Origin of the sequence: Pseudomonas sp. MB-090624 (genome assembly GCF_003205245.1) — a bacterium.
Lineage (GTDB): Bacteria > Pseudomonadota > Gammaproteobacteria > Pseudomonadales > Pseudomonadaceae > Aquipseudomonas > Aquipseudomonas juntendi.
The window spans coordinates 69,333-95,291 of record NZ_QJRK01000024.1; the positions used below are offsets into that span (position 1 = coordinate 69,333).

Annotated in this window: 24 protein-coding genes; 6 read left to right on the forward strand and 18 right to left on the reverse strand. The window is 64.6% G+C overall.

Translation table 11 applies throughout. The features are described from left to right. Nucleotides 1-3 precede the first annotated feature (3 nt). Together DMX12_RS15040 and DMX12_RS15045 are read right to left on the reverse strand one after the other, a co-directional pair. A complete protein-coding gene (locus DMX12_RS15040; protein ID WP_110678386.1) occupies nt 4-246 on the reverse strand; it encodes a hypothetical protein in 243 nt (80 codons plus the stop codon). Continuing rightward, entirely contained in the window at nt 243-980 is a 738-nt protein-coding gene (locus DMX12_RS15045) for a carbon-nitrogen hydrolase family protein (RefSeq protein ID WP_110678388.1), read from the reverse strand. Before DMX12_RS15045 ends, DMX12_RS15040 begins: the two co-directional genes overlap by 4 nt. A gap of 228 nt (nt 981-1,208) precedes the next feature. On the opposite strand from DMX12_RS15045, the gene DMX12_RS15050 reads away from it, so the two are divergent. Continuing rightward, nucleotides 1,209-1,934 carry a metallophosphoesterase gene (locus DMX12_RS15050; protein ID WP_054904467.1) on the forward strand — a complete coding sequence of 242 codons (726 nt, stop codon included), beginning with the start codon at nt 1,209-1,211 and terminating at the stop codon, nt 1,932-1,934. On the opposite strand, the gene DMX12_RS15055 is transcribed toward DMX12_RS15050, so the two are convergent. Further along, nucleotides 1,882-2,496, reverse strand: a complete 615-nt coding sequence (locus DMX12_RS15055; RefSeq protein ID WP_110678390.1) for a LysE family translocator — start codon at nt 2,494-2,496, stop codon at nt 1,882-1,884. The genes DMX12_RS15050 and DMX12_RS15055 overlap by 53 nt on opposite strands. A gap of 106 nt (nt 2,497-2,602) precedes the next feature. Further along, entirely contained in the window at nt 2,603-3,412 is an 810-nt protein-coding gene (locus tag DMX12_RS15060; RefSeq protein ID WP_110678392.1) for an AraC family transcriptional regulator, read from the reverse strand. A 131-nt stretch (nt 3,413-3,543) separates the two neighbouring features. Here DMX12_RS15060 and DMX12_RS15065 point away from each other — a divergent pair, with 131 nt between their 5' ends. After that, entirely contained in the window at nt 3,544-4,167 is a 624-nt protein-coding gene (locus tag DMX12_RS15065) for a LysE family translocator (protein WP_009686636.1), read from the forward strand. A 46-nt stretch (nt 4,168-4,213) separates the two neighbouring features. On the opposite strand, the gene DMX12_RS15070 is transcribed toward DMX12_RS15065, so the two are convergent. The 12 genes from DMX12_RS15070 to mobA form a co-directional block, all read right to left on the reverse strand. Next, nucleotides 4,214-6,691, reverse strand: coding sequence for an autotransporter outer membrane beta-barrel domain-containing protein (locus DMX12_RS15070; RefSeq protein ID WP_110678394.1), 2,478 nt, complete (start codon nt 6,689-6,691; stop codon nt 4,214-4,216). A gap of 113 nt (nt 6,692-6,804) precedes the next feature. Then, nucleotides 6,805-7,080, reverse strand: coding sequence for a peptidylprolyl isomerase (locus DMX12_RS15075; protein ID WP_009686637.1), 276 nt, complete (start codon nt 7,078-7,080; stop codon nt 6,805-6,807). A gap of 178 nt (nt 7,081-7,258) precedes the next feature. Continuing rightward, on the reverse strand, nt 7,259-8,029 hold the full coding sequence (gene hbdH / locus DMX12_RS15080) for a 3-hydroxybutyrate dehydrogenase (protein ID WP_009686638.1): 771 nt from the start codon (nt 8,027-8,029) through the stop codon (nt 7,259-7,261). A 10-nt stretch (nt 8,030-8,039) separates the two neighbouring features. Continuing rightward, nucleotides 8,040-9,431: a GntP family permease gene (locus DMX12_RS15085; protein WP_110678396.1), complete on the reverse strand. Its 1,392-nt coding sequence runs from the start codon at nt 9,429-9,431 to the stop codon at nt 8,040-8,042. 232 nt (nt 9,432-9,663) lie between these two features. Continuing rightward, the gene (locus DMX12_RS15090; protein WP_110678397.1) at nt 9,664-11,046 is read right to left on the reverse strand and encodes a sigma-54-dependent Fis family transcriptional regulator; all 1,383 of its coding nucleotides are present in this window, start codon (nt 11,044-11,046) and stop codon (nt 9,664-9,666) included. A 52-nt stretch (nt 11,047-11,098) separates the two neighbouring features. Beyond that, nucleotides 11,099-12,115, reverse strand: a complete 1,017-nt coding sequence (locus DMX12_RS15095; RefSeq protein ID WP_009686642.1) for an ABC transporter permease — start codon at nt 12,113-12,115, stop codon at nt 11,099-11,101. Beyond that, nucleotides 12,115-13,173 (reverse strand): microcin C ABC transporter permease YejB, encoded by a 1,059-nt coding sequence (locus DMX12_RS15100; RefSeq protein WP_054912368.1) that lies wholly within the window; start codon nt 13,171-13,173, stop codon nt 12,115-12,117. Before DMX12_RS15100 ends, DMX12_RS15095 begins: the two co-directional genes overlap by 1 nt. After that, a complete protein-coding gene (locus DMX12_RS15105; protein ID WP_371928266.1) occupies nt 13,170-15,098 on the reverse strand; it encodes an extracellular solute-binding protein in 1,929 nt (642 codons plus the stop codon). Before DMX12_RS15105 ends, DMX12_RS15100 begins: the two co-directional genes overlap by 4 nt. Nucleotides 15,099-15,109: 11 nt before the next feature. Next, nucleotides 15,110-15,391 carry a peptidylprolyl isomerase gene (locus tag DMX12_RS15110; protein ID WP_009686645.1) on the reverse strand — a complete coding sequence of 94 codons (282 nt, stop codon included), beginning with the start codon at nt 15,389-15,391 and terminating at the stop codon, nt 15,110-15,112. 80 nt (nt 15,392-15,471) lie between these two features. Next, nucleotides 15,472-16,533 carry a 3-deoxy-7-phosphoheptulonate synthase gene (locus tag DMX12_RS15115; RefSeq protein ID WP_009686646.1) on the reverse strand — a complete coding sequence of 354 codons (1,062 nt, stop codon included), beginning with the start codon at nt 16,531-16,533 and terminating at the stop codon, nt 15,472-15,474. A gap of 568 nt (nt 16,534-17,101) precedes the next feature. Next, the gene (locus DMX12_RS15120) at nt 17,102-17,410 is read right to left on the reverse strand and encodes a hypothetical protein (RefSeq protein WP_029884859.1); all 309 of its coding nucleotides are present in this window, start codon (nt 17,408-17,410) and stop codon (nt 17,102-17,104) included. A gap of 122 nt (nt 17,411-17,532) precedes the next feature. Beyond that, nucleotides 17,533-18,123, reverse strand: a complete 591-nt coding sequence (mobA, locus tag DMX12_RS15125) for a molybdenum cofactor guanylyltransferase MobA (RefSeq protein ID WP_110678399.1) — start codon at nt 18,121-18,123, stop codon at nt 17,533-17,535. A 186-nt stretch (nt 18,124-18,309) separates the two neighbouring features. On the opposite strand from mobA, the gene DMX12_RS15130 reads away from it, so the two are divergent. Next, complete coding sequence (locus DMX12_RS15130; RefSeq protein ID WP_110678401.1) at nt 18,310-18,621, forward strand: HU family DNA-binding protein; 312 nt, start codon at nt 18,310-18,312, stop codon at nt 18,619-18,621. A gap of 27 nt (nt 18,622-18,648) precedes the next feature. Here DMX12_RS15130 and DMX12_RS15135 read toward each other — a convergent pair whose 3' ends face one another. Next, nucleotides 18,649-21,774, reverse strand: a complete 3,126-nt coding sequence (locus DMX12_RS15135) for an efflux RND transporter permease subunit (protein WP_110678403.1) — start codon at nt 21,772-21,774, stop codon at nt 18,649-18,651. 11 nt (nt 21,775-21,785) lie between these two features. Beyond that, the gene (locus DMX12_RS15140) at nt 21,786-22,961 is read right to left on the reverse strand and encodes an efflux RND transporter periplasmic adaptor subunit (RefSeq protein ID WP_110678405.1); all 1,176 of its coding nucleotides are present in this window, start codon (nt 22,959-22,961) and stop codon (nt 21,786-21,788) included. A gap of 271 nt (nt 22,962-23,232) precedes the next feature. Between DMX12_RS15140 and DMX12_RS15150 the strand changes: the two genes are divergently transcribed. The 3 genes from DMX12_RS15150 (at nt 23,233) to DMX12_RS15160 (ending at nt 25,750) form a co-directional block, all read left to right on the forward strand. Beyond that, the gene (locus DMX12_RS15150; protein WP_110678409.1) at nt 23,233-23,934 is read left to right on the forward strand and encodes a response regulator transcription factor; all 702 of its coding nucleotides are present in this window, start codon (nt 23,233-23,235) and stop codon (nt 23,932-23,934) included. 6 nt (nt 23,935-23,940) lie between these two features. Beyond that, nucleotides 23,941-25,239, forward strand: a complete 1,299-nt coding sequence (locus tag DMX12_RS15155; protein ID WP_110678411.1) for an ATP-binding protein — start codon at nt 23,941-23,943, stop codon at nt 25,237-25,239. Nucleotides 25,240-25,318: 79 nt separating this feature from the next. Further along, nucleotides 25,319-25,750 carry a PACE efflux transporter gene (locus tag DMX12_RS15160; protein ID WP_110678413.1) on the forward strand — a complete coding sequence of 144 codons (432 nt, stop codon included), beginning with the start codon at nt 25,319-25,321 and terminating at the stop codon, nt 25,748-25,750. Nucleotides 25,751-25,959: the final 209 nt, after the last annotated feature.

The following is a 25,959-nucleotide window of genomic DNA, read 5'->3' on the forward strand; positions in this document are numbered from 1 at the left end:
GGTTCAGCCGAACCAGCTGGCGATCAGGCAAGCCAGCACCGCCAGTACCGAACCTGCCATCAGGGTATAGTGCCGGTGGGCCCGCCGCGCAGCCTGTTGCACTTCACGCAGGTAGGCGCCGGGTGTCAGCGCGTCGGGCCGGTGACGCAAATGCTCGGCCACGTCGGCCATTTGCCCCCGGATGATCAGGCCGGTCAGGTAGTAGGCACAGGCATAGCTGAGCAGGGCCAGTACGAAATAGGTCATACCGGGTCCAGTGGCAGGGCAATGGCATTGGCCTGGCGGGTATCAAGCACGATAAGGCCTTCGCTGCGGTCGTCCAGGCTGGCCAGCAAGTGGCCCTTGCTGTCCCACGCAGCCGAGCCGCCGGCGCCAATGAAGGTGTCGGCTGGCCCCACGCAGTTTGCCAGCAGCACCGGCATGGCCAGCTCGCGGGCGACCCGCATGTAGTGCGGGTGACCCTGGCTGATCCCTTTGGCGGTTTTCGCCACGCTGACCATGTACAGGTCGGCGCCATGTTCACGGGCCGCAGCGGCATGCCCCATGAACATCGACTCGTAGCAGATCGCCGGGGCGATGCAGTGTTCACCCAAGGTCAGCAACAAGGCTTGGTCACCGGCGCTGAACCAGGGCAACTCATCGGCATGCAAGCGCCGTTTGGCATATACCTGGCGCGGTGCATTGGGGCTGAACACAGGCATGCCGATGCGTATGCCGTCAGGGGCTGGCAGCGGCAGACCGACGGCAACGGTGATGCCCAGGCGGTCACTGGCGGCCTGCAGCGGGTCCAGCTGCCTGGCGCTGACCGGCATGGCCGCCTGGCGTGCCACACTGGGCTCATAGCCGGTCAGCGACAACTCGGGAAACACCACCAGTTCGGCGCCAAGCGCTGCAGCCTGTTCGATGCAGGCCAGATGGCGCTGCAGGTTGGCTGAGACCTCGCCTTTGAGCGATGCCAGTTGTACGGCGCACAGCTTCATGTAAACCCTTCCCTGGTAAAGGTTGAAGCCGCCAGCATACTATCGGCCACGACGCCTGTACCAGTGAAGGGGCGTTCAGCGAGCACAAGTGGCGAAAGTGGCCCGCGACCTGCGCGCTTGGAGCAGGTTGTGCCATGCTGTTCATCAAGGGTGCGATGCGTGCGGGGGGAGGCCGGGTCCGTCAGCCTTTCATCCCTGCCTGGGCAGCGCCAGCAGAGGAACAGTGAGATGGGACGGTTACGGCGCATGATCGCCAACCTGCGGGGCCGCGACCTGGCAGTGGGCGATATTCACGGCCATTTCCAGCGCCTGCAGCAATGCCTGGATGCGGTGGGTTTCGACCCCGCCGTGGACCGCCTGTTCAGCGTGGGCGACCTGGTCGACCGCGGGCCAGACAACGAGGCGGCCCTGGAGTGGCTGGCCAAGCCTTGGTTTCATGCCGTGCAAGGCAATCATGAGGCCTTGGCCATTACCCGCGTGCGGGGTGGAAAACTGGACCTGGCCATGTACCGCGAAGCCGGCGGCGGTTGGTTCATCGACCTGCCGCGGGCCGAGCAACTGCGTTTCGTCGAACGTTTCGAGCAACTGCCGATTGCGATCGAGGTTGAAAGTGCGGCAGGCCTGGTCGGCCTGCTGCATGCCGACAGCCCGACTGCCGATTGGCTGCAATTGAGAACGTGGCTGGAGCTGCTGGATGACCCCAAAGTCAGGCAAGTATGCCAGTGGTCGCGGCGGCGACTCAGGGCTGGCGATACCGAGCCGGTGCAAGGGCTGCGTGCCTTGCTGGTGGGCCACACGCCGGTGCCGCAGGCCACGCTGCTGGGCAATGTCTGGCACCTGGACACCGGCGGCTGGGCCAGCGGCCACTTCACCTTGGTGGACATGCGCAGCCTGAAGCTGGTCAGCCCCAGGCCAGGTGTAACAGCACCGCCGCGCCCAAGAGCACCAGCATGATCCCGGAGCTGCGTTCCAGCCACGGCAGCCAGCGCGCGAAGCGCCGCAGTACCCGCTGGTTGCCGATGGCCACGGCGATCAGCAGGTCCCACAGCAGCACCACACCGAACATCCACAGCGCGCAAGCGGCTTTCCAGCCGGCACTGGCGCTGCCCACCATACTGGCCAGGCTCGCGTAGAACAGTGCGTTCTTGGGGTTGAGAAGGGCAGACAGCAAACCCATGCCCAGCCCCTGCCACCACCCTGGCCCAGTGTGCTTGCCAACGGCCGCAGTCAGGCGGGTATGCCCTGCATGGCGCAGGAACAGCATACCGATGTACACCAGGTAGACGGCACCGACCAGTTGCAGGCTGGCAAACAATGGGCTGCCTTCCTGGAGCATCGACAAGCCGGTGAAGGCCACGGTGATGAACGCACCATTGCCCAGGGCGATACCCAGGCACACGCCGCTGGCGCTACGCCAGCCGCTGCTGACCGACGTGCGTGCGACCAGGAAGAAGTCCGGGCCTGGCGATAGCAGTGCAAGGAAATGGGCGAGGGCGACGATCAGGAATATTTGCATGGGCCGGGCTGCTCTGCGGGAAAAGCCGCAGTCTGCTGCCGGGCTGGCATGGCGTATTGAAGAATATTGCAGGGGCCCCATGGGTCAGCCTCGCGGTTGTGCACCTTCAAGCGCCGCGATACTGCCCCGGTGTCACCCCCACATGAGCCTTGAACACCCGCTGGAAATGGCTCTGGTCGGCAAACCCCAATCGGTAGGCCACCTCTGCCAGTGCCTGCCCTTTGCCCAGCAGCTGCCGCCCAAGGTTGACCCTGGCGTTGAGCAGGTAAGCATGGGGGGTGAAACCGGTGGCTGCACGAAACGCCCGAATCAACTGATAGCGCCCAAGCCCGGCCTCCCGCGCCAGTACCGCCAGGCTCAACTGTGCCGGATCCTGGGCTTCGATCCTTTCTATCAAGCCGCTCAGGGCCGTAGCCGCCAATGCCGGTGCCGGTGCCAGCGGCGGCTGCGCGGCAAAGTCCAGGTCACCGAGAAAGGCAACCAGCGCCGCGTCCTTCTCTGCACTGCTGGCGGTGGAGAACAGCAGGCCGTTCAGCTCGCAGAATTGTTGATACAGCACTGCCTCCCGGCAGATACGCGCAGGGGCGCCAGCCCCGCCGTCATCCAGTTCCGACTCCAGGCGCAGTTGCGACAGCCAGCGGGCATCCACATGCAGCATCTGGTAGCTCCAGGCATACCCGGGTGCGGGGTTGCAGGCATGCACGCGCTGGGGCGGTACCAGCACCAGGGTTCCAGGTGTCAACCGCGCCTGCCCGCCGGCAGCTCCGCTGAACAGGCTGAGGCCAGCATCCACTGCGCCGATGGAGAATGTCGGGTGGCTGTGAGCTCTATAGCAGGCGCGGCTATGGCAGGCGCGCCGGCTTTCCACATGTGGCAGGTTCGGGTCGCGCCACAGTGCGGCGTGGGTACGGGGCATTGTGCGCTCCTCGGGGTTGTTGGCAGGGTAACAGCTGCAAGGCACCTGTACAGTTTTTATCGCTGGCTGTCACTTGACCGAATGGCCCCGTGCCCGCCGAAATAGGCGCCTGCTGCCAAAGGAAAACAACAATGGACTTATCGAGCCTGCTGCTCTTCATCCCCGCCTGCTTCGCCCTGAACATGGCCCCGGGGCCGAACAACCTGCTGTCGCTGCACAACGCCAGCCGCTACGGGCTGCGCACCGCCTGTGTCGCCGGTGCCGGGCGCATCCTGGCGTTCAGTGGCATGATCGCGCTGGCGGCCATGGGCCTGGCGGTGGTGCTGCATACCAGTGAATACCTGTTTCTGGCCATCAAAGTGGTGGGCGCGGGTTACCTGTTCTACATTGCCTGGCAACTGTGGCGGGCACCGGTGGGCGTGGCTGCGAGCACCGGCGGTGAGCTGCGGGGCATGTGGCACCTGGCGCGGCAGGAATGCTTCGTAGCGGCCGGCAACCCGAAGGCGATCCTGATTTTCACTGCGTTCCTGCCGCAGTTCGTAACCGTCGACAGTCGTATGCCGGTCAGTGAGCAGTTCCTCTGGCTGGGAGCGCTGTTCCTGGTGCTGGAATGGGCCGCGATCGCCCTCTATGCAGGCCTTGGCGCCTACCTGCAGCGCTGGTTCAGCCAGCCAGGTCCGCGGCGCCTGTTCAACCGGGTCAGCGCCTCGCTGTTGGGTTGCGCTGGCCTCGGCCTACTGGTGGCGCGTCGCTAGGGTTCAACCCGGGTAGTAAGCTGTTCACTTTTGCCGGGACAGGGCACTAGAACGCCCAGCGTATGCCCAGGTTCACCCCGCTGGCTTCCTGCTGGCGGCTGTCGAGGTTGGCGGTGTACTGCACGCCACCGTGCACGCTCAGTGCATCGCTGACCTGCGCCACCACGCCGCTTTCCACTTGCACCGAGGTGTAGCGGTAGTCGGTCTTGATCTTGTCGGTGTCGTCGAAGATCAGGGTGTCGCGGCCACCGTCGCCGTGCCACAGGTTGACCTGCGCGTAGGGCTGCAACAGGCGCCCGCTGCTGCCCTTGAAGGCACCCTCCAGGCGCACGCCCAGGCGGCCGGTCATTTCGACCTGGGCGTCATGGCTGACGCGCGAGACACTGTCACTGGCGCTGTCGAGCTTGACCTTCTGCGCAATCAACTGGGCTTGCGGTTCCACCGTCCAGCGGTCGGACAGGGCGATCGGGTAGCCGGCCTCCAGCGACGCCGTCCAGGCATGGCCATCGATGTTCAGCTTGTCACCCCGCTCGGAGCGGGCGCGCCCGTCCAGGCGGGTGTACTGCAGCACGGCATCCAGGTAGCCACCCTGCGGGCCGACCAGCGTCCAGTAGCCGCCCACGCTGTCGCCATCGAGTTGCAGGTCGCCGGCGCTGCGGTCCTGCACGGCCAAGGCGAAGCCTTTGACGTCGACGTCCAGGCGGCTATGGCTGACATAAAAGCCCATGTGCTGGCGATAGCCACTGTCGTTGACTGTGGCGTACAGGTCCTGGCCAACCTTGAAACCGTACAGGTCCCCGTCCAGGCTTGGGCTGACCGTGCCGGTCCATTGCTGGCGCAGCGTGCCGCCATAGGCCTGGCCCCAACTGGCGGGCAAGCCACCTTCACCCTGAAGCAGCTGCTGGTCACCCTGGCGCTGGTGGAAGCTGCCCAACGCCTGGCGGGCGATGATCGCGGCGCCCCTTGGCGCTGCGGCATACACCGGCACTTCCGGGCGGTACAGGGGCAGGCTTTCGCCTTGCACCGGTGCCGGCAGGTCGACCTGGCCGGGGGCCGGTGCAGCCACCGGCGGGGTTACGGCCGGGGCAGGCGCTGGGGGCTCGCCGGGTTCCGGTTCGGCGACGACCGCGGGTGCTGCCACCAAGGTCGAGCGCAGGTACCAGCTGTTCTCGCTGCCTGCCGTTACCCCGCCCTTGAACAGCCGGTAGTCATAAGCGCCCGCCGAAAGCGTCTGGGTCTGGACGAAGGCCGACGCGGTACTGGTTGCGCCGTCACGTGCCTCTACTACTTGTATGCCGTTCTGCGTGGTGGCGGCGCCGGCGCCATCGAGGTTGTTGATGCTCAATTGGGTAGCGCCGCCAATGGCACCGCCGCTGACCACCAGCCGGTCGGACGCAGCACCGTCGCCGGCCAGCACACTGTTCAGGCGCAGGCTACCGTTGCTGCCGGTGTAGTCGCCCTCGATGGTCAGGCGGCCCTTGGCATCGTTACCTGCGCTCAGGTCGAGCGTACCTGCGTTGTTGACCGAGACGCGCTGGCCGGTAGTGAACGGGGTGATCGCCCCTTGGCGCGAGGTGAGGGTACTGCTGGCGTCGATAGCGATGCTGCCTGTGCCGCTGTTGCTGTCACCCAGCACCAGCGTGTCATCCAGTGCCAGTTGGCTGGCATTGTTGAGCGCCAGCTGTTCCCAGTTCACGTAGTGTGCACCGCCCATGGCCTGGCTGGCGTCGAAGGTCAGGCTGTCGTTGCCATCACCGCCGTCGAGGGTGATGTTCAGCACTTCGGGGCTCAGCCCTTTGAGCAGCGCCAGGTCATCACCTGGCCCGGCATCGACCCGCCCGCCAATGCGGCCGCCATCCCAGGTGAAGCGGTCATTGCCGGTGCTGAGCAGCACATCGCCGCCCACCTCGCCACCATGCACCAGTACCTGGTCATCACCCCCACTGACGCTGATGTTGCCGCCGATGCTGCCATTGAAGATCTCGACATAGTCCTTGTCGAAGGCGGTTATCACGTTTCGGTCGACACTACCGCCGCGCATGATGAAGGTGTTTTCGTCCAGGCGCATATTGACGTTGCCGATGCGTCCACCGTCCATTTCGGCATAGTCGCCGCTGTCGAACGTACCCTGGATCCAGCCCGCGATCATGTGGAAGGTGTCGAGGCCATCGCCTTGGTTGAGGTTGCCGGCGATAACCCCGCCGCTCATTACGAAATCGTCGATGCCTGCGCCTTGGTTGACATTGCCACCGATGGTGCCGGAAGCCATCTCGATACTGTCCTTGCCAGCGCCGAACGTCACGTCGCCGGTGATCGTGCCACTGCCCGATGCTGGCAGTACTAGGCGGTTGTCGCCGCTGGTATCCACCAGCGAGGGGGCGCTGCCACTGTCGCAGCTGTAATTGTCGTTACCGGCAGTGGGCGTGAAGGTGCACGCAGCATGTGCAGCGGGCAGGGCAATGCTCAATAACGGCAGTGAGCCAAGAGTCAGCAACAGGCGCAGACGCATCAGGGAAGCCTCCATTGACCAGGGGGCCCTGCAGGTCACGCATGGCGTGCAGGGTTACCGCGGTTTTTATAGAGGTGTGCGTGCTGGGCACAACTGGCAAAAATGTCAGGTGGCACAGGGCCAGTGCGTTAGTCGCGGTAGAAGGTTTGCACCAGGTGATAGCCGAACTTGCTCTTGATCGGGCCGTGTACCACGCGCAGGGGCTTCTTGAAGATGACTTGGTCGATGGCGCCGACCATTTGCCCTGGGCGGACTTCACCCAGGTCGCCGCCCCGTTTGCCGGACGGGCAAGTCGAGAACTTTTTCGCCAGCACGTCGAACGCCTCGCCATTGGCGATACGCTGCTTGAGCTTTTCGGCTTCGTCAGCGGTCTTGACCAGAATATGGCGGGCTTGAGCTTTCATGGATTACCTGTGCTTCGGGGGGGCGAAAAGCGCGCATTATGCCTGATTGCTGCGCGTTTGTGGCCTTTCACCCAGGCCCGTGGGCGGTGCTCTCGCACCGCTGACAGCGCATCGGCCAGCAGCCGCTTCGGCGGCAAACACCGGCAAAAACCGCTGCCAACCACCGCGGGAGCCTGCGTCACTGGGCCAACCAGCCCCCGTCAACGTTCCAGGCGGCACCACGCACCTGGCTACCCGCTTCGCTGCACAGGAAAAGCACAAGCTCGCCCAGGTGCTGCGGGGTAACGAAGGCCAGCGAAGGTTGCTTTTCCGCGAGCAGGTCATGTTGCGCCTGCAGCGCATCGCCACCGTTGGCGGCACGGTCATCGATCTGTTGCTGCACCAGCGGGGTCAGCACCCAGCCCGGGCAAATGGCGTTGCAGGTGACAGGGCTGGTGGCGGTTTCCAGGCCCACGACCTTGGTCAGGCCCACCACGCCATGCTTGGCGGCCACGTACGCCGCCTTGCCGGTCGAACCGACCAGGCCATGCACAGAGGCAATGTTGATGATGCGCCCCCAATTGCGCGCGCGCATGCCCGGCAGCGCCAGGCGTGTGCCATGGAAGACCGCCGACAGGTTGAGCGCGATGATCTTGTCCCAGCTTTGCACCGGAAACCGTTCGACCGGGGCCACATGCTGGATACCAGCGTTGTTGACCAGGATGTCGACGCCGCCGAACTCGCGCTCGGCCGCGGCGAACAACGCCTCGATCTGGGCGACCTCGGCCAGGTCGGCCGGGTGATGGATGGCTTTTACCCCGTGCCGGGCAATTTCCGCCAGGGCGGGAGCCGGGTCGCCAAAGCCGTTGAGGACGATGTTGGCACCGGCCCGGGCCAGTACCTGGGCGATACCCAGGCCGATGCCGCTGGTCGAGCCGGTCACGAGTGCAGTCTTGCCGTTGAGGGTCATGCAATGCTCCTTAGACAATGCCAGTGGCGTAGAACGTGGCAATTACCACGAACACTGCCAGGGTCTTGATCAGGGTAATACCGAAAATGTCCTTGTAGGCTTCCCGATGGGTCAGGCCGGTGACTGCCAGCAGGGTGATCACCGCGCCGTTGTGCGGCAGGGTGTCCATGCCGCCGCTGGCCATGGCCGCTACCCGGTGCAGCACCTCGAGCGGAATGTTGGCGGCATGGGCGGCGGCGATGAAGGTGTCACCCATGGTGGCCAGCGCAATACTCATGCCGCCCGAGGCAGAGCCGGTGATACCGGCCAACAGGGTGACGGTGATGGCTTCATTGACCAGGGGGTTGGGGATGCCGCGCAGGGCATCGGCCAGCACCAGGAAGCCAGGCAGCGAGGCGATCACTGCGCCAAAGCCATACTCCGAGGCCGTGTTCATGGCTGCCAGCAAGGCGCCGCCGACAGCACTTTTGGTGCCTTCGGCCAAACGGCTGCGGATGGCGCCGAAGGCACATGCCAGCACCATCAGGATGCCGACCAGCAATGCTGCCTGTACCGCCCAGATGGCGGTCAGCTTGGCCACGTCGCTGTTCACTGGGGCACTCATGCCGGGCAGTTGCAAGCTGTGGCTGGCGCCGTACCACTGCGGGATCCAGTGGGTGAACAGCAGGTTCATCACCCCCACCAGCATCAACGGGGATATCGCCAGCCAGGGGTTGGGCAACCTCAGGTCGGCAGCGGTTTCCGGTTCGTTGCGCAAGTCGGTGCCATACCCTTCACCGGCACGCTGGGCTTTGTTGCGCTGGCGCTGCAGGTAGGCCATGCCGGTGCAGAACACGAACAGTGTGCCGATCAGGCCCAGCCAGGGTGCGGCCCAGGCGGTGGTATTGAAAAAGGTGCTGGGGATGATGTTCTGGATCTGCGGGGTACCGGGCAGGGCGTCCATGGTGAATGAAAACGCCCCCAAGGCAATGGTGGCCGGGATCAGCCGTTTGGGGATGTTGCTCTGGCGGAACATCTCGGCCGCGAACGGGTATACCGCAAACACCACCACGAACAGCGAGACGCCGCCGTAGGTCAGCAACGCACAGACCAGCACGATCACCAGCATGGCCTGGCGGGTGCCGAGCAGGCGGATGGCAGCGGCCACGATCGAGCGGGAAAAGCCGGACAGCTCGATCAGTTTGCCGAACACTGCACCCAGCAGAAACACCGGAAAATACAGCTTGATGAAGCCCACCATTTTTTCCATGAACACCCCGGTGAAGGCGGGGGCAACGGCGGACGGGTCAGTGAGCAGAACGGCGCCGAGGGCGGCGATAGGGGCGAACAGTATGACGCTGTAGCCGCGGTAGGCGGCCAGCATCAGCAGGGCCAGCGCGGCAAGGGCGATGAGCACGGTCATCGGGTGTCTCCTGGGTGAGTCTTGTTGTTATCGGTTTGCAGGAGAAAGCGGATATCGTGCCAATTTTTAACTTATTGATTTACATAGAGTTTTTATTTTTTCCAGTGTTTCAGTCTCTGTTTTGAGATTTTGTTGCTCAAGCGCACGCACCTTCTCCTCCCAGATTGGCAAGCTGCCTGCCTGCACAACGGAACTTATATGGCTATCTCTAAAAAGAGACAAAAGTCTCTGCTCAGAGACCAAGCGCCACCATCTTCTTGTACAGGGTAGAGCGCCCCAGCCCCAGCGCCTTTGCCGCCTGCGGCACGTTGCCCGCATGGTCCGCCAACGCCCCGGCGATCAGTGAGCGCTCGAATGCCTCGCACGCCTCGCGGTAGGTCTGGCGCACCGGTGCCGCCGACAGCGGACTCAACGGCCCCAACGCCGCACGCAAGTCCGCCACCCCCAGGCGTGGTTGATCGGCCAGCAAGGTCGCCCGCTCCAGCACATTGCGCAGTTCACGGATATTCCCCGGCCAGGCATGGCGTGCCAGCAGTTGCTGCGCTTCGGTTTCCAGCTCGTACTGGCTGCCCAGCTCTGCCAGCACGGCCTCGCATAACGCCGGCAGGTCCTCCAGCCGCTGCCGCAGCGGGGGTACTTCGATCGGTAACACGTTCAGCCGGTAGTACAGGTCGGCGCGGAATGCGCCGCGGGCCATGGCCGCCTGCAGGTCGATGGACGTGGCCGCAATGATGCGCACGTCGCTGCGCAGCATCTGGTTCGACCCCACCGGCTCGTATTCCTTTTCCTGCAGCACCCGCAGCAGCTTGCTTTGCAAGGCCAGCGGCATGTCGCCGATTTCATCGAGGAACAATGTGCCGCCTTCGGCCAGTTGCAGCTTGCCGCTGCGGCCTTTGCGGTCCGCCCCGGTAAAGGCACCGGGCGCGGTGCCGAAGAACTCGGCCTCCAGCAGTGTTTCCGGGATGGCGGCGCTGTTGATGCTGACGAACGCCTTGTGTGCCCGGGCCGAGGCGGCGTGGATGGCGTGCGCCAGCAACTCCTTGCCCGTGCCCGTCTCGCCCAGCAACAGCACCGGTGAGTCACTGCCTGCACCGCGCCGTGCACGGCGCTTGGCTTCCAGGCTGGCAGCGCTGCTGCCAACGAACTGCGCAAAGCTGTACTTGGCCTGGCGGGCGCGCAGTTGCGAGCGGGTCGAGGCAAGTTCCTGCTGCATGCTCGAATAACGCTTGAGCAACGGCGACAGGCTACGCAATTGATCGAACAGGGCAAAACCGATGGCGCCGATCAGCGCGCCCTGGTCGTCGTGGATAGGCAGGCGCATGACCACCAACGGCTCGTTCGGCGTGTCCAGCATGTCCAGCAGGATAGGCCGGCCATTGCTCACCACCTCGCGCATCAGGCTACCGGGAATCACTGCTTCGCAGGGCTGGCCAATCGCACTGGCCGCGTCGGCCAGGCCAAAGCGCCGGGCATAGCGTTCGTTCATCCAGGCGATACGCGCCTGGCGGTCGACGATCACCGTACCCTCGCTGGACTGTTCGATGATCTCGAACAACGAACGGATCGCCAGTTGCCGAACGTGGGGGTAGTCCTTGAGGCTGTCGCTGTCGTGCATGGAGAAAGTCCTGTATACGTTGTTTGCCCGCGCCGGCACCTCGCCTGTAACGTCAGCCCTTCGGGTCAAACGCCTGCCGCAAGGCATCGCCGATGAACACCAGCAGCGACAAGATCAGCGCCAGGGCAAAGAACGCGGTAAAGCCCAGCCACGGTGCCTCCAGGTGTTGCTTGCCCTGGGTCACCAACTCCCCCAGCGAGGCGCTGCCCGCGGGCATGCCGAAACCGAGGAAGTCCAGCGCGGTCAGCGTGGTGATGGCCCCGGTGAGCATGAACGGCACGTAGGTCAGTGTGGCATTCAAGGCATTGGGCAAGATATGCCGCAGCATGACCTGGCTGTCTGGCAAACCCAGCGCCCGGGCTGCCTTGACGTATTCCAGGTTGCGCCCCCGCAGGAACTCGGCCCGCACCACGTCGACCAGGGTCAGCCATGAAAACAGCGCCATGATCCCCAGCAGCCACCAGAAATCCGGCTCGACGAACCCGCTGAGGATGATCAGCAGGTACAACACCGGCAGCCCGGACCATACCTCCAGCAGGCGCTGGCCGAACAGGTCGACCCAGCCCCCGTGGTAGCCCTGCAGGGCGCCTGCCGTCACCCCGATGACCACGCTGATCACGGTCAGGGCAAAGGCAAACAGCAAAGACACCCGCGTGCCATACAACACCCGGGCCAGCACATCTCGGCCCTGGTCATCGGTACCCAGCCAGTTGCTGCTGCTCGGTGGGCTGGGCGTTGGGACCTGCAAGTCGTAGTTCGGGGTGTCGGCGCTGAACGGGATCGGTGCGAACAGCATCCAGCCGCCCTGGTCCTCGATCAGCTTGCGCACGTAGGCGCTGCGGTAGTCGGGCTGGAACGGCAGCTGGCCGCCAAATTGCTGCTCGGTATAACGCTTGAGCGCCGGTACGTACAGTTCGCCCTGGTAGCCCAGCAGCAACGGCTTGTCGTTGGCCACCAGCTCGGCGCCCAGGCTCAGCGACAGCAGGGCGGCGAATACCCACAGCGAGACCCAGCCCAGGCGGTTGCGGCGAAAGCGTTGCAGGCGCCGGCGCGCCACAGGCGACAGCATCAGTGCGCCCTCGTGTCGAAGTCGATGCGTGGGTCCAGCAAGGTGTAGGCCAGGTCGCCGATCAGGCGGATCAGCAGCCCTGCCAAGGTGAAGATGAATAACGTGCCGAAAACGATGGGGTAGTCGCGCGACACGGCGGCGTCGTAGCTCATGCGGCCCAGGCCATCCAGAGAAAAAATCACCTCGATCAGCAGCGAGCCGGCGAAGAATACGCTGATCAGTGCCTGTGGTAGCCCGGCCACCACCAGCAGCATGGCGTTGCGCAATACATGGCCGTAGAGCACCCGCCGCTCACTCAGGCCCTTGGCCCGGGCGGTGACCACGTACTGGCGCGAAATTTCGTCGAGGAAGGCATTTTTGGTCAGCAAGGTGAGGGTGGCGAACCCACCGATTACCAAGGCGCCGACGGGTAGTACCAGATGCCAGAAGTAGTCGGCCACCTTGCCGAGCAGGCTCAGCTCGTCGAAGTTGTCGGAAACCAGGCCGCGCACCGGAAACCAGTTCAGCGAAGTGCCGCCGGCAAACACCACGATCAGCAACAGGGCGAACAGGAACGAGGGCAGGGCGTAGCCGACCACGATCAGTGCGCTGCTCCAGGCATCGAAGTGGCTGCCGTGGCGCACCGCCTTGCGAATGCCCAGGGGTATGGACACCAGGTAGGTGATCAGCGTGGCCCAGAAGCCCAGCGACAGGGTGACCGGCAGTTTGTCGAGGATCAGGTCGGTGACCTTGGCACCACGGAAAAAACTGTTGCCGAAGTCCAGCCGGGCATACTGGCCCAGCATCAGCCAAAGGCGCTCGGGCGCAGACTTGTCGAAGCCGTACTGGCGCTTGATCTCTTCGATCAGCTTGGGGTCGAGCCCGCGGGTGGCGCGTGATTCACCGTGCACAACCTCCGAGCGCGCACCGGGGGTGCCACCGCCGATGCCTTGCAGGCGCGCCACGGCTTGTTCCACCGGGCCCCCTGGTGCGGCCTGTACGATGACGAAGTTGACCAGCAGGATCGCCAGCAATGTCGGAATGATCAGCAGCAGGCGGCGCAACAGGTAGCGGGTCATGGGGCGGCGTTCCGGCGTATGGCCATCTGTTCATTGGTCAGCGCCGTTGGGCTGATCTCCCACCAAGTGTCCAGGCCTTCATCGTAGGTGGCCTGAACCTTGGGCAAGCCGAAGCGGTTCCACCAGACGGTGGAGCTGCCTGGCGGGTAGTAGTTGGGGATCCAGTAGTAATTCCACTGCAGCACCCGGTCCAGGGCGTGAGCGTGGCGCAGCATGTCGGCCTCGCTGGCAGCGCGTACCAGGCCGTCGATCAGGTGGTCGACGGCCGGGTCCTGCAGCACCATCAGGTTGTTCGAACCGGGGTCGTGGGCAGCGGCCGAGCCGAAGTAGTTGTACAGCTCGGCACCGGGGGACAGCGTCACCGGGTAGCCGGTCACGACCATGTCGTAGTCACGGGCCATCAGCCGGTTGACGTACTGCGCCGAGTCGACGTTACGGATATTCAGGGTAACGCCGATCTGAGCCAGGTTGCGCTTCCAGGGCAACAGCAGGCGCTCCATGCCGGCCTGGCCGTTGAGGAAGGTGAACGTCAGGGGCTGACCTTCGCGGTTGACCAGGCGGTCGCCATCGGCATGCCAGCCGGCCTGCTGCAGCAGGGCCAGGGCTTGCAACTGCTGGGCGCGGATGATTCCCGAGCCGTCAGTGACCGGTGCCGTGAACACGTGGTCGAAGACTTCCTGCGGCACCTGGCCACGCAGCGGTTCGAGCAGTTTCAGCTCGCCGGCATCGGGTAGCTGGCGGGCGGCCAGCGGGGTATTGGAGAACACGCTCTGCTGGCGGATGTACAGGTTGCGCATCATCTGCCGGTTGCTCCACTCGAAGTCCCAGAGCATGCCCAGTGCCTGACGTACACGGCGGTCCTTGAACTGCGGCCGGTCCAGGTTGAACACGAAGCCCTGGGCTACCTGCGGTTTGGCTGGGCCTAGGTGGGCCCGTTGCAGGCGACCGTCGTCCAGTGTGGCGCCGTTGTAACCCAGGGTGTAGGCGGTTGCGGAGAACTCGCGGTTGTAATCGTAGCCCCCGCCCTTAAGCACCTGGCGCGCCACCTCGGTGTCGCCGAAGTACTCGATGCGCAGTTTGGCGAAATTGTAGCGGCCACGGCTGGCCGGCAGGTCACGGGCCCACCAGGTAGGGTCACGCTCGAAGGTGATGCTGCGGCCATTGTCGATCTGGCCGATGCGGTAGGGCCCACTGCCGACCGGTTTGTCGAAGCCGGCCCCGTTGGCGAAATCGCGTTGCTGCCAGTCGTGCTCGGGCAGCACGGGCAAGCTGGCCAGGTCCAGCGCCAGGGTACGACCGTGCCCGGGCTTGAAGTCGAAGCGGATGCTGCGCGGGCCTTCCACGGTCACCGCGCTGACGTCGGCGAACTGGGTGCGGTAGGTCAGGCTGCCTTTGCTCATCAGCAGGTCGTAGGTGAAGCGCACGTCTTCGGCGCGCACCGGCTTGCCGTCGGCAAAGGTCGCCCGTGGGTCGATATCGAAACGCAGCCAGGCGTCATCCGGGCCACGCTCCATGCGCCGGGCGATCAGCCCATAGACGGTGTAGGGTTCGTCGAATGAGCGCACGGCCAGGGGTGCGAACAACAGGCCATCGACCTGGCTGACACCAATGCCTTTGTCGATGTACGGCAGGATATGGTCGAACTGGCCAATCTCGATGGCCGAGCGGCGCAGCATGCCGCCCTTGGGGGCGCTGGGGTTCACATAGTCGAAATGCTGGAAACTGGCGCCGTAGCGGGGGGCTTCGCCGTACACCGTGAGGGCATGGGTGGGGGCGGCCAGGGTATCGAGGGCGAAACAAAGCAGCAACAGGCACCACAACCCATGCAGAAGCGGGTTACCCCGCGAATACGCCCGAGCATGCAGCCTCGTTGCCTGAGCTGACGTATTCGCGTGTGAACCCGCTGCCACCGGGGGCATGAACAGCTGTTGGCTGCTTAGTCCTGACGGCTGGTGACTTCCAGCAGGTGGTAGCCGAACTGGGTCTTTACCGGGCCTTGCACGGTATTCACAGGTGCGCTGAACACCACGGTGTCGAATTCCTTGACCATCTGGCCTGGGCCGAACGAACCCAGGTCACCGCCCTGGCGGCTGGACGGGCAGGTGGAGTTGGCTTTGGCGATTTCAGCGAAATCGGCACCGGCTTCGATCTGGGCTTTCAGTTCGTTGCACTTGTCTTCGCTGGCAACGAGGATGTGACGGGCGGTTGCACGGGCCATGGGTACTGCTCCTTGGGGTAAAAAGTGCAAGCCTAGCGCACTTGTCCGGGGTATGTCTCGCCAGGCTTGCAACCATCGGCTCACAGTTGTTGTGCGGCTTCGCGCAACAGCGTTTCGGTCGAGGCCCAACCCAGGCAGCCGTCGGTGATCGACACGCCGTACTTCAGGGCGCCCTTGCCCAGCGCCTGGCAACCGTCGAACAGGTGGCCTTCGATCATCACGCCCACCAGCGAGCGGTCGCCGCTCAGGCGTTGCGCCAGCACCTCATTGAACACCGCAGGCTGGCGCGCTGGGTCCTTGCCGCTGTTGGCATGGCTGCAATCGACCATGATCCGCGGCTGCAGGCCAGCCTTGGCCAGCGCCTGGCGGGCCAGGGCAATGCTAGGGGCATCGTAGTTGGGCCCTTTGTGGCCGCCGCGCAGTACCAGGTGGGTGTCGGGGTTGCCCAGGGTTTCGATGATCGCCGGGTGGCCTTGCGCGTCCAGGCCGAAGTGGCGGTGCGGGTGTGCGGCGCTGCGCATGGCGTCGCTGGCTACGGCAATACCACCGTCGGTGCCGTTCTTGAAGCCCACTGGCAGCGCCAGGCCACTGACCATTTCGCGGTGGATCTGCGATTCGGTGGTACGCGCGCCGACCGCTGCCCAGGCCAGCAGGTCGTCGAAGTAGCCCGCTGCCAGCGGTTGCAGCAACTCGGTGGCGATGGGCAGGCCGCGCTCGATCATGCTCAGCATCAGCCCGCGAGACAGGGCGATGCCGGCATGCATGTCGTCGCTGCCATCCAGGTGCGGGTCATACGCCAGGCCTTTCCAGCCCACCGTGGTACGCGGTTTTTCGACGTAGGCGCGCATCACCAACAGCAGCTTGTCGTCTACGTCGCGGCTGAGGGCGGCCAGGCGGTCGGCGTATTCCAGCGCGGCGCGCGGGTCGTGGATCGAGCAGGGGCCGACGATCACCAGCAGGCGCTGATCGTGGCCTTCGAGGATGTTGCGGATAGCCTGGCGGTGGGCATGTACTTGCTGGGCCAGGTCTGTGGCGAGCGGCATTTGCTGCTTGAGCAGGTGCGCACTGGGGAGGCGTTTGCTGACTGCGGTGTTGGCCGCTTGCGGCTGGGTCAGGGGCAGGGCGAGGCTGGAGGCGTGCATGGCATTTTTCCCTGGGCGGACGGCGGGGGCTGGCCCGCGCGGTCGGCCCTATCGAGGTGTTCGACAGATCGTTGAATTACTGTTGGCTGCTGCATTGCCACCTGTGCAAGACCGATCGGAGGCGGCTGGCTGGCCCGAGCGGGATTGGCTAAATCGCCAGGTGTAGGTGTCGGCGTAGTAATAGGTGGCGTAGTTCATGAAGCGGTCCTCAATGTGAATCGATGGTTTTTTCAAAGGCCTGAAACGCAAAACCCCCGGTCGGGTAGCCGACCGGGGGTTTGAGTATTCTCATGTTCGGCGGCCCCTCGAAGGTGGGCGCCGTGCAGGTATCGGCGCCTAGTGGCTAAACCAATACCCGAAGTAATAGCTTGCTGGAGCTACGCAGCCGGCAACGGCCAGCACAGGGCGCGGTTGGCGACCGGTGTGGTTGGCGAGGTGGCGGATGTGTGTTGGCATGTTGCGCTCCAGTGAATGAGCCCGAGCTTACTGCAGTTCGGCTGGGCCATTCAATGGATAAATACTATGTGTTCAATCATTTATTTGTGTACTGAATGGTTAAACGGCCCTGTCAACGGCTGTCCTGATCTTCAGCGGTGCCACCGCTGGCGCCGGCACCCGAGCCAGTAGCCTCGCCGGTGCTGTTGGAGCCGCCCGTGGCGCCATCGGCGGCATCGGTGCTGCTGCCGGTGTCGCTACTGTCATTGCTTTTGCCGCTGCCAGGGGTGTTGACGCTGCTGCCCTCACCGGCAGTCTTGCCGCCAGATTGGTCGGTCTGTGGGTGGCTGTCGGTGTTGGTGGCCGTGGCGGCGAAGCTGGTGCCAGCGAGTGGGGTCAGCGCCAGTGCCAGGCACAGAGAGAGTGGGCGAATGCGGATCATGGGATATCTCCATCGTGCGGATGATCTGTCATTCGTTTGGCCTGGTGAGCTGCGCTGGGTGCCGTTCGGGCGACGAGCGGTAAGCGCAACAAGCGATGGGGGCCGCTGCGCCGGGCCGGCGATCAGCGAGATTGCGCGTGTTCCTGCAGCAACTCGGGGCTGTTGAAGTTGCTCAAGCGGCGATCGTCTGCGCTGCACTCAAGCGCTTGCACCTTGGTGCGCAACAGGGCCTTCTGCAAGCTCCGCTCACCCTCGGCCCAGGCTTGCTCCAGCACCGGCAGCAACCGGCGCGGCAGTACGCTGAACATCGGCTGCCAGTAGCCGCCCTGGTGCGCCATCGCGGCACTGTCATTGGCCGCAGCAACCCGCAGCAGGTCCTCGATCAGTGCGCGGTCGACCAGCGGCGCATCGCAGGCCAGCACCACCACCCATGCATGCCGCGCCACCTTCAGCCCGGCAATCACCCCCGCCAGCGGCCCGGGGAAGTCGTTGTCGGCATCGCCCACCAACTGGTCGGCATACACCCGGTAGGCCTGCTGGTTGCGGTTGCAGGAAATCACCAGGTCGTCAGTCAGGGGCCGCAGCACGCGATGGATTGCGGCCACCAGGGGCTCGCCCTGCCAGCTGATCAAGCCCTTGTCCCGGCCGCCCATACGTTGCCCGCGGCCCCCCGCGAGGATCAGGGCAGAGCAAGTGAGCAATTGTTCAGTCATTGGCTAAAGTCCGAGGCAGGCACGAAGGCAACCCTCACACGCACGACAGCGGTTGTCCAGCGGACGTGAACGCGGGGCCAGGGCACTGACATTTTTGCCAGTTGTGCCCGCCGCTGCTTCTCCCTTGAATAGGGCTGCAGCCTTGCGCTCGCAATGAGGGCAAGCAAGACTCCAAGGAGAAGGCAATTGAACAAAGCGCAACTTATTGAACAGGTAGCAGCGCGCGTCGTACTCAGCCAGGCAATGGCCCAAAAGGCCGTCGATGCCTTCATCGATGGGGTCAAGGCGTCGCTGAGCACACACACGCCTGTCACTTTGGTGGGTTTCGGCAAGTTCGAGACCGTCCGAAGGTCAGCGCGGGTCGGCAGGGACCCGCGATCTGGCAAACCGTTGAACATACCTGCGGCGATGACGGTCAAGTTTCGAGCTGGCAAGGATCTGAAGGATGCCGTCAGATTCCGCGGGGAGTCCGAGGCCAACACCAAACCCCGCAAGTGAACGCAGAGGGTCCCTGGGGACCCTCATTCAGGGGCTGTCGTGCAGCGCCTCGCCGGCCGTTGTGGTTTTGCGCGTGCCAGCCAGCCGCATCACGCTGACGAAGAACACCGGCACGAATACCACCGCCAGGGTAGCGCTCAGCATGCCGCCGATAACCCCGGTGCCGATCGCCTGTTGGCTCGCCGAGCTGGCACCGCTGGCGATCGCCAAGGGCACCACGCCGAGGATGAACGCCAGCGATGTCATCACGATCGGCCGCAGGCGCAGGCGGGCGGCCTGTACGGCGGCATCGGCGGCGTCCACGCCCTGGTCGACCAGGTGCTTGGCGAACTCGATGATCAGAATGGCGTTCTTCGCCGACAGGCCGATCAAGGTGATCAGGCCGACCTTGAAGAACACGTCGTTGGGCATGCCCCGCAGGGTTACCGCCAGTACCGCACCCAGCACGCCGAGTGGCACCACCAGTAGCACTGCGGTGGGTATCGACCAGCTCTCGTACAGCGCAGCCAGGCACAGGAACACCACCAGCAGCGACAGCGCCATCAACATCGGCGCCTGGCTGCCGGACAGGCGTTCTTGCAGTGACAGGCCGGTCCATTCCAGGCCCGCACCGGCGGGCAGTTGCGCCACCAGGCGCTCGATTTCGGCCATGGCTTCGCCAGAGCTGTAGCCGGCGGCCGGTTCGCCGGAAATCGACACCGCCGGGTAGCCGTTATAACGCGTCAGTTGCACCGGGCCGCTGACCCATTTGGCCTGGACGAACGCGGCCAACGGCACCATCTTGCCGCTGCTGTTGCGCACATGCATGTTCAGCAGGTCTTGCACCTGGCTGCGCTGGTCGCCTTCGGCCTGCACCACCACGCGCTGCATGCGGCCCTGGTTCGGGAAGTCGTTGACGTAGCTGGAGCCCACTGCCACGTCGAGTACCGAGCCGATATCGGCAAACGTCACGCCCAGGGCATTGGCCTGGCGGCGGTCGATCTCCAGCTGCACCTGCGGGCTTTCCGCCAGCGAGGCTTCGCGCACGTTGCTCAGTACCTTGCTCTTGCCGGCCTGCTCGAGCAGCTGGTCACGCGCCGCCATCAGCGCGCGGTGGCCCATGCCCCCCCGGTCCTGCAGGCGGAACTCGAAGCCGGTCGACTCGCCAAGCCCGTCAATGGGCGGCGGCAGCACGGCGTAGGCCACCGCATCCTTGAGTTGCGTGAAGGCCTGGTTGGCGCGCTCGGCAATCGACTGGGCAGTGTGTTCGGCACTTCGCTCGGACCAGTCCTTGAGGGTAGTGAAGGCCAGCGCAGCGTTCTGCCCGCTGCCCGAGAAGCTGAAACCCAGGATCAGTGTGGTGTTGCCGACCCCCGGTTCTTCACTGTTGTGCGCCTCGATCTGGGCGGCCACCTGTTCGGTGCGCATGCGGCTGGCGCCAGGCGGCAGCTGGATGTCCGTAATGGTGTAGCCCTGGTCTTCGGTGGGCAGGAACGCCGTGGGCAGCTGGCTCAAGCCATAGCCCAATGCCCCCAGCAGCAGCGCATACAGCAACAGGTAGCGCCCGCTGCGTTGCAGCGCTTGCATGACCCAGCGCTGGTAGCCATCGCTCATGCCCTCGAAACGGCGGTTGAACCAGCCGAAGAAACCCTTGCGTGCATGCTGTTCGCCCTTGGCCACAGGCTTGAGCAGCGTGGCGCACAGTGCCGGGGTCAGGCTGAGGGCGAGGAATGCCGAGAACAGGATCGACACCGCCATGGCGACCGAAAACTGTTGGTAGATCACACCCACCGACCCTTGCATGAAGGCCATGGGCAGGAACACCGCCACCAGTACCAGGGTGATGCCGATGATCGCGCCGCTGATCTGGCTCATGGCCTTGCGCGTGGCTTGCCGGGGCGGCAAGCCTTCTTCGGCCATGATGCGTTCGACGTTTTCCACCACCACGATGGCGTCATCGACCAGGATGCCGATGGCCAGCACCATGCCGAACAGGGTCAGCACGTTGATCGAGAAGCCCAGCGCCAGCATCACGGCGAAGGTGCCCATCAGTGCCACCGGTACCACCAGGGTCGGGATCAGCGTGTAGCGCAGGTTCTGCAGGAACAGGAACATCACCGCGAACACCAGCAGCATGGCTTCGAACAGGGTACTGATGACCTGCTCGATCGACACCTTGACGAACGGCGAGGTGTCGTAGGGGATGTCGTACCTGACCCCCTCGGGGAAGTAGCGCGCCAGGTCCTGCAGTTTCGCCCGTACCAGGGTGGCGGTCTGCATGGCATTGGCGCCCGGTGCCAGCTGCACGCTGAAGGCCGTGGCCGGCTTGCCGTTCAAGCGGGTGCCGTACTGGTATTCCTGTGCGCCGACTTCCACCCTGGCGACATCGCCAAGGGTGACCACGGAGCCGTCGGGGTTGGCGCGCAGCACAATGGCGGCGAACGCATCCGGCGTGCTCAGCTGGCCTTTGACCACCACGTTGGCCGTGATTTCCTGAGTGCTGCGGCTGGGCAGGTCGCCAATGCTGCCAGGGGCTACCTGGGCGTTCTGGCCGGCGATGGCGTCGGCCACGTCGTTGGGCGTGAGGTTGAAACCGACCAGTTTGCGCGGGTCGATCCAGATGCGCATGGCCCGTTCCGAGCCATACAGCTGGGCCTTGCCGACGCCTTTGAGGCGGCGTATTTCATCCATCACGTTACGCGCCAGAATGTCCGACAGGGCGGTTTCGTCGAGTTTGCCGTCTGTGGAGGTGAGGGTGGCCAGCAGCAGAAAGCCGGTGGACACCTTCTCGACCTGCAGGCCCTGCTGGGTGACCGGCCGCGGCAGGCGGGACTCGACCACCTTCAGGCGGTTCTGCACGTCGACCTGGGCCAGGTCCGGGTGGGTGCCCGGGGCGAAGGTGGCGGTAATGGTGGCGCTGCCCAGGCTGCTCTGGGATTCGAAGTACAGCAGGTTATCGGCGCCGTTGAGTTCCTGTTCGATCAGGCTGACCACGCTTTCGTCCATGGTGGCTGCCGGGGCGCCGGGGTATACGGCGTAGATCTCGACCTGCGGCGGTGCCACGTTGGGGTATTGGGCCACCGGCAGTTGCGGGATGGCCAGCGCGCCGGCCAGCAGGATGAACAGCGCGACCACCCAGGCGAATACCGGGCGGTCGATGAAGAATTGCGGCATGGGTCAGGCCCTCACTGGCCGTTGTGCTGTGCGATGGGCGGCGTTTGTGGGCTGGGGTCGACCTGCACCTGGTCGCCGGCCTTGACGTGCTGCAGGCCCTCGATGACCACGCGCTCACCAGCGGCCAGGCCGGCGCTGACGATCCAGCGGTCGCCCTGGGTATTGCCCAGCACCACCTCGCGCTCGCTCACCCGCGCCTGCGGGTCGACCACCAGTACCTTGGGCACCCCGGCGCTGTCACGCAGGATGGCGCGCTGCGGCACACTCAGGCCATGGGGTTGCACGGCCTGCTCGAGGCGCACGCGCACGTAGCTGCCGGGCAACAGGTCCAGGTCCGGGTTGGGGAACTCGCTGCGCAGGGTGATCTGGTTGGTGCTGGGGTCGACGCTGATGTCGGAGAACAGCAATTTGCCCGGCAGTGGGTAGGCGCTGCCGTCGTCCTGGATCAGCGTCGCCCGGGCCTGACCGTCGCCCACCTGCTGCAGCTCGCCCGCGCGCAAGGCGCGGCGCAGGGCATTGAGCTCGCGGGTGGATTGGGTGACATCGGCGTAAATCGGGTCCAACTGCTGGATGGTCGCCAGCGGGGTGCTCTCGTTTTGCCCGACCAGCGCGCCTTCTGTGACCTGGGCACGGCCAATGCGCCCGGAGATGGGCGCGGTGACCGTGGCATAGCCGAGGTTGAGGCGGGCGCGCGCCAGTGCCGCCTTGGCTTCGGCTACGGCGGCATCGGCCTGCAGCAGGCTGGCCTTGGCATTGTCGTATTCCTGGCGGCTGACCGCCTTGTCGTCGACCAGCTGGCGGTAGCGCTGCTCTTGCAGGCGGGCCTGGTAGCGAGTGGCTTCGGCCTTGGCCAAGGTTGCGCGGGCACTGTCGTGGTCGGCCTTGAACGGCGCCGGGTCGATCAGGAACAGCACATCGCCTTGCTTGACGTCGCTGCCTTCACGGTACACCCGCTTGAGCACCACGCCGGCGACCCGCGCGCGCACTTCTGCGGTACGCGGGGCCAGGATGCGGCCACTGAGTTCGCTGCTGATGGCCAAGGGCTGCAGTTGCAGGGTTTCCACCCGTACTTGCGGGGTGGGCGCCTGTTCGTCTTGCTCGGCGCTGTTGCCGCAGCCGGCCAGGGACAGGCTCAGAAACGCCAGAAGCGCCACTGGGCGCAGGCGAAGGGAGAGGGTAGTAGGCATGCGGATCTTCCGATGATGACCGGGTATATGCTACGGCAGGCATTGCTGGGCGGCTGTTAATACCTGTAGGGCGAGTGTGAAAAAATGTAAAGAACAAGCCTGTGGTGTTGCAGTGTTCTATATCCTGAGTATTCCTGTGCCGGCCTCTTCGCGGGCTTGCCCGCTCCCACAGGTACAGCACAGATTTCAGATACTGTGCGGTCCTTGTGGGAGCGGGCAAGCCCGCGAAGAGGCCGGCAAGGTCCAACACAACCTAGATTCCCAAGCACCTATGCCGAATATTCTCCTGGTCGAAGACGACAGCGCCCTGTCCGAGTTGATCGCCAGCTACCTGCAACGCAACGACTTCCACGTCCAGGTGATCGCCCGCGGCGATCATGTGCTGGACGAGTACCGCCGGCAAAAGCCCGATCTGGTCATTCTCGACCTGATGCTGCCGGGCCTTGATGGCCTGCAGGTCTGCCGCCTGTTGCGCCAGGAATCGCAAGGCTTGCCGATCCTGATGCTGACCGCCCGTGACGACAGCCACGACCAGGTACTGGGCCTGGAAATGGGTGCCGACGACTATGTGAGCAAACCCTGCGAGCCCCGTGTGCTGCTGGCGCGGGTGCGTACCTTGCTGCGCCGCAGCAGTGTCAACGAGCCACGGCTGGACCACGACCTGATCGTGATCGGCGGCCTGCGCATCGACCTGGCCGAACGCACGGTCAGCTGGCGCGGCGACCAAGTGGAGTTGTCCAGCGGCGAGTACAACCTGTTGGTGGTGCTGGCGCGCAACGCCGGCGAAGTGCTGAACCGCGACCGCATCCTGCAGCAACTGCGGGGCATCGAATTCAATGGCACCGACCGCTCGGTGGACGTGGCCATTTCCAAGCTGCGGCGCAAGTTCGACGACAACGCCGGTGAAGCGCGCAAGATCAAGACCGTATGGGGCAAGGGCTATCTGTTCAGCCGCGTCGAGTGGGAGTGCTGACCGGCCATGCTCAAGATCCTGGTGCGGCTGTACCTGGTGATCATCATTGCCTATGCCGGTGCGCTGCTGCTTATCCCCGACAGTATCGTCGGCCTGTTCCATGACCGGTTCATGGCCTACAACCTGGACCAGGCCAAGGGTGTGCAGTCGATGGTCGTGCGCCAGTTCCGCCAGGCGCCGCGCGAGCAGTGGCCAGCGGTAGCGCAGGAGCTGGCCGGTGATTTCGCACCGCTGCAACTGCGGCTGTTGCCCATGGACCAGGCGGGCCTGAGCGACCAGGAGCAGGCGCGCCTGGCGCAGGGGCTGCACGCGGTACGCATTGGCGAGTGGGGCTATTACGAAACCGTGCTGGCCCCCTTGGACAAACAGTGGCTGGTAGAGCTGCATTCGCCGCCCGACCCGTTCGACATCAACGTATTGTCCTGGGGGGTGACCGTCTTGATCGGTGCCGCCATGCTCGGCTGCCTGCTGCTGTGGGTGTGGCCGCACTGGCGGGACCTGGAGCGCCTGAAGGAAACCGCACGGCGCCTGGGCCAGGGGCACATGGCCGAGCGTACGCACATTTCGCCGCACTCCAACATCGGTGAGCTGGCCGGGGTGTTCGACGCCATGGCCAGCGACCTTGAGCGGCACGTCAACCAGCAACGCGAGCTGCTCAATGCGGTGTCGCACGAGCTGCGTACGCCGTTGACCCGGCTCGACTTCGGCCTGGTGCTGTTGTTCGACGAAGTGCCGCCAGCCAGCCGCAAGCGCTTGCTGGAACTGGTTGGCCATGTGCGCGAGCTGGATGAGCTGGTGCTGGAATTGTTGTCGTACAGCCGGCTGTACAACGCCGACCAGGCCCGCGAGCGGGTCGAGGTGTCGTTGCTGGAACTGGTCGACAGCGTGCTGGGCGGCTTCGCCGAGGAGCTCGATGGCCGCGGCATCCAGTGGGAAGTTCGCGCCGAAGGCGAGCTACCCCGCTTTGTGCTGGACCCGCGGCTCACCGCCCGGGCCGTGCAGAACCTGGTGCGCAATGCCATGCGTTACTGTGACCAAAGCCTGTTGCTGCGCTTGTGCCTGGACCAGGACGGCGCGTGCCTGTTGACGGTGGAAGACGACGGTATCGGCATTCCGGTAGCGGAGCGGGAGCGGATCTTCCAGCCGTTCTACCGGCTGGACCGCAGCCGTGACCGGAACACCGGTGGTTTTGGCCTGGGCTTGGCGATCAGCCGGCGTGCGATCGAGGGCCAGGGCGGTACGTTGACTGTCGCACAGTCGGCGCTGGGCGGGGCGCAGTTCCGCATCCGCTTGCCCGCCCGTTAGCAGGCGGCAGGGGCGTACAGGCTTTTTCTTCTCGGCCAGTTCTTGTAGGTTTACAGTTCTTCAAGCCAGGGAGCTGAACATGCAAGGCAAGGCACGCAAGATCGTTCAGGCCATTCTTTACGAGGCCATCGCCGTCGCCTGCGTGGCCCCGGCACTGGCGTTGGCGTTCGGCGCCGGCATGGCGCAATCCACGGTGCTGTCGGTGCTGATGTCAGGCATCGCGATGAGCTGGAACATGGGTTACAACTGGGTGTTCGAGCGCTGGGAGGCGCGCCAGCAGCAGCGTGAACGTACGTTCACCCGGCGCCTGCTGCACGCCCTGGGTTTCGAGGGTGGGTTGGTGCTGATCCTGCTGCCGCTGGTGGCCTACTGGCTGAACGTCAGTCTGTGGGCGGCGCTGCTCACCAACCTGGCATTGTTCGTGTTCTTCTTCGTGTACGCCTTCGTGTTCCAGTGGGGCTTCGACAAAGTGTTCGATGTGCCGCTGTCGGCGCAGCAAGCCAAGTGTTGACGTGGGCCTGCGCGGCAGGCTAAGTTCCTGGCCTATGAACACCTACCTGCACGTGAACGCCATTATTATTACCGCCATTATCAGCTTGGCGGGCTAGCGCGTACGTGCACCGAACCCGCCCTGGAGGCGGGTTTTTTCTCTCTGACTCCTGGGCAACGTAAAAACGCCAAGGAGTCATCGATGACCAGCTTCAGCCCCCCCCGTACCCC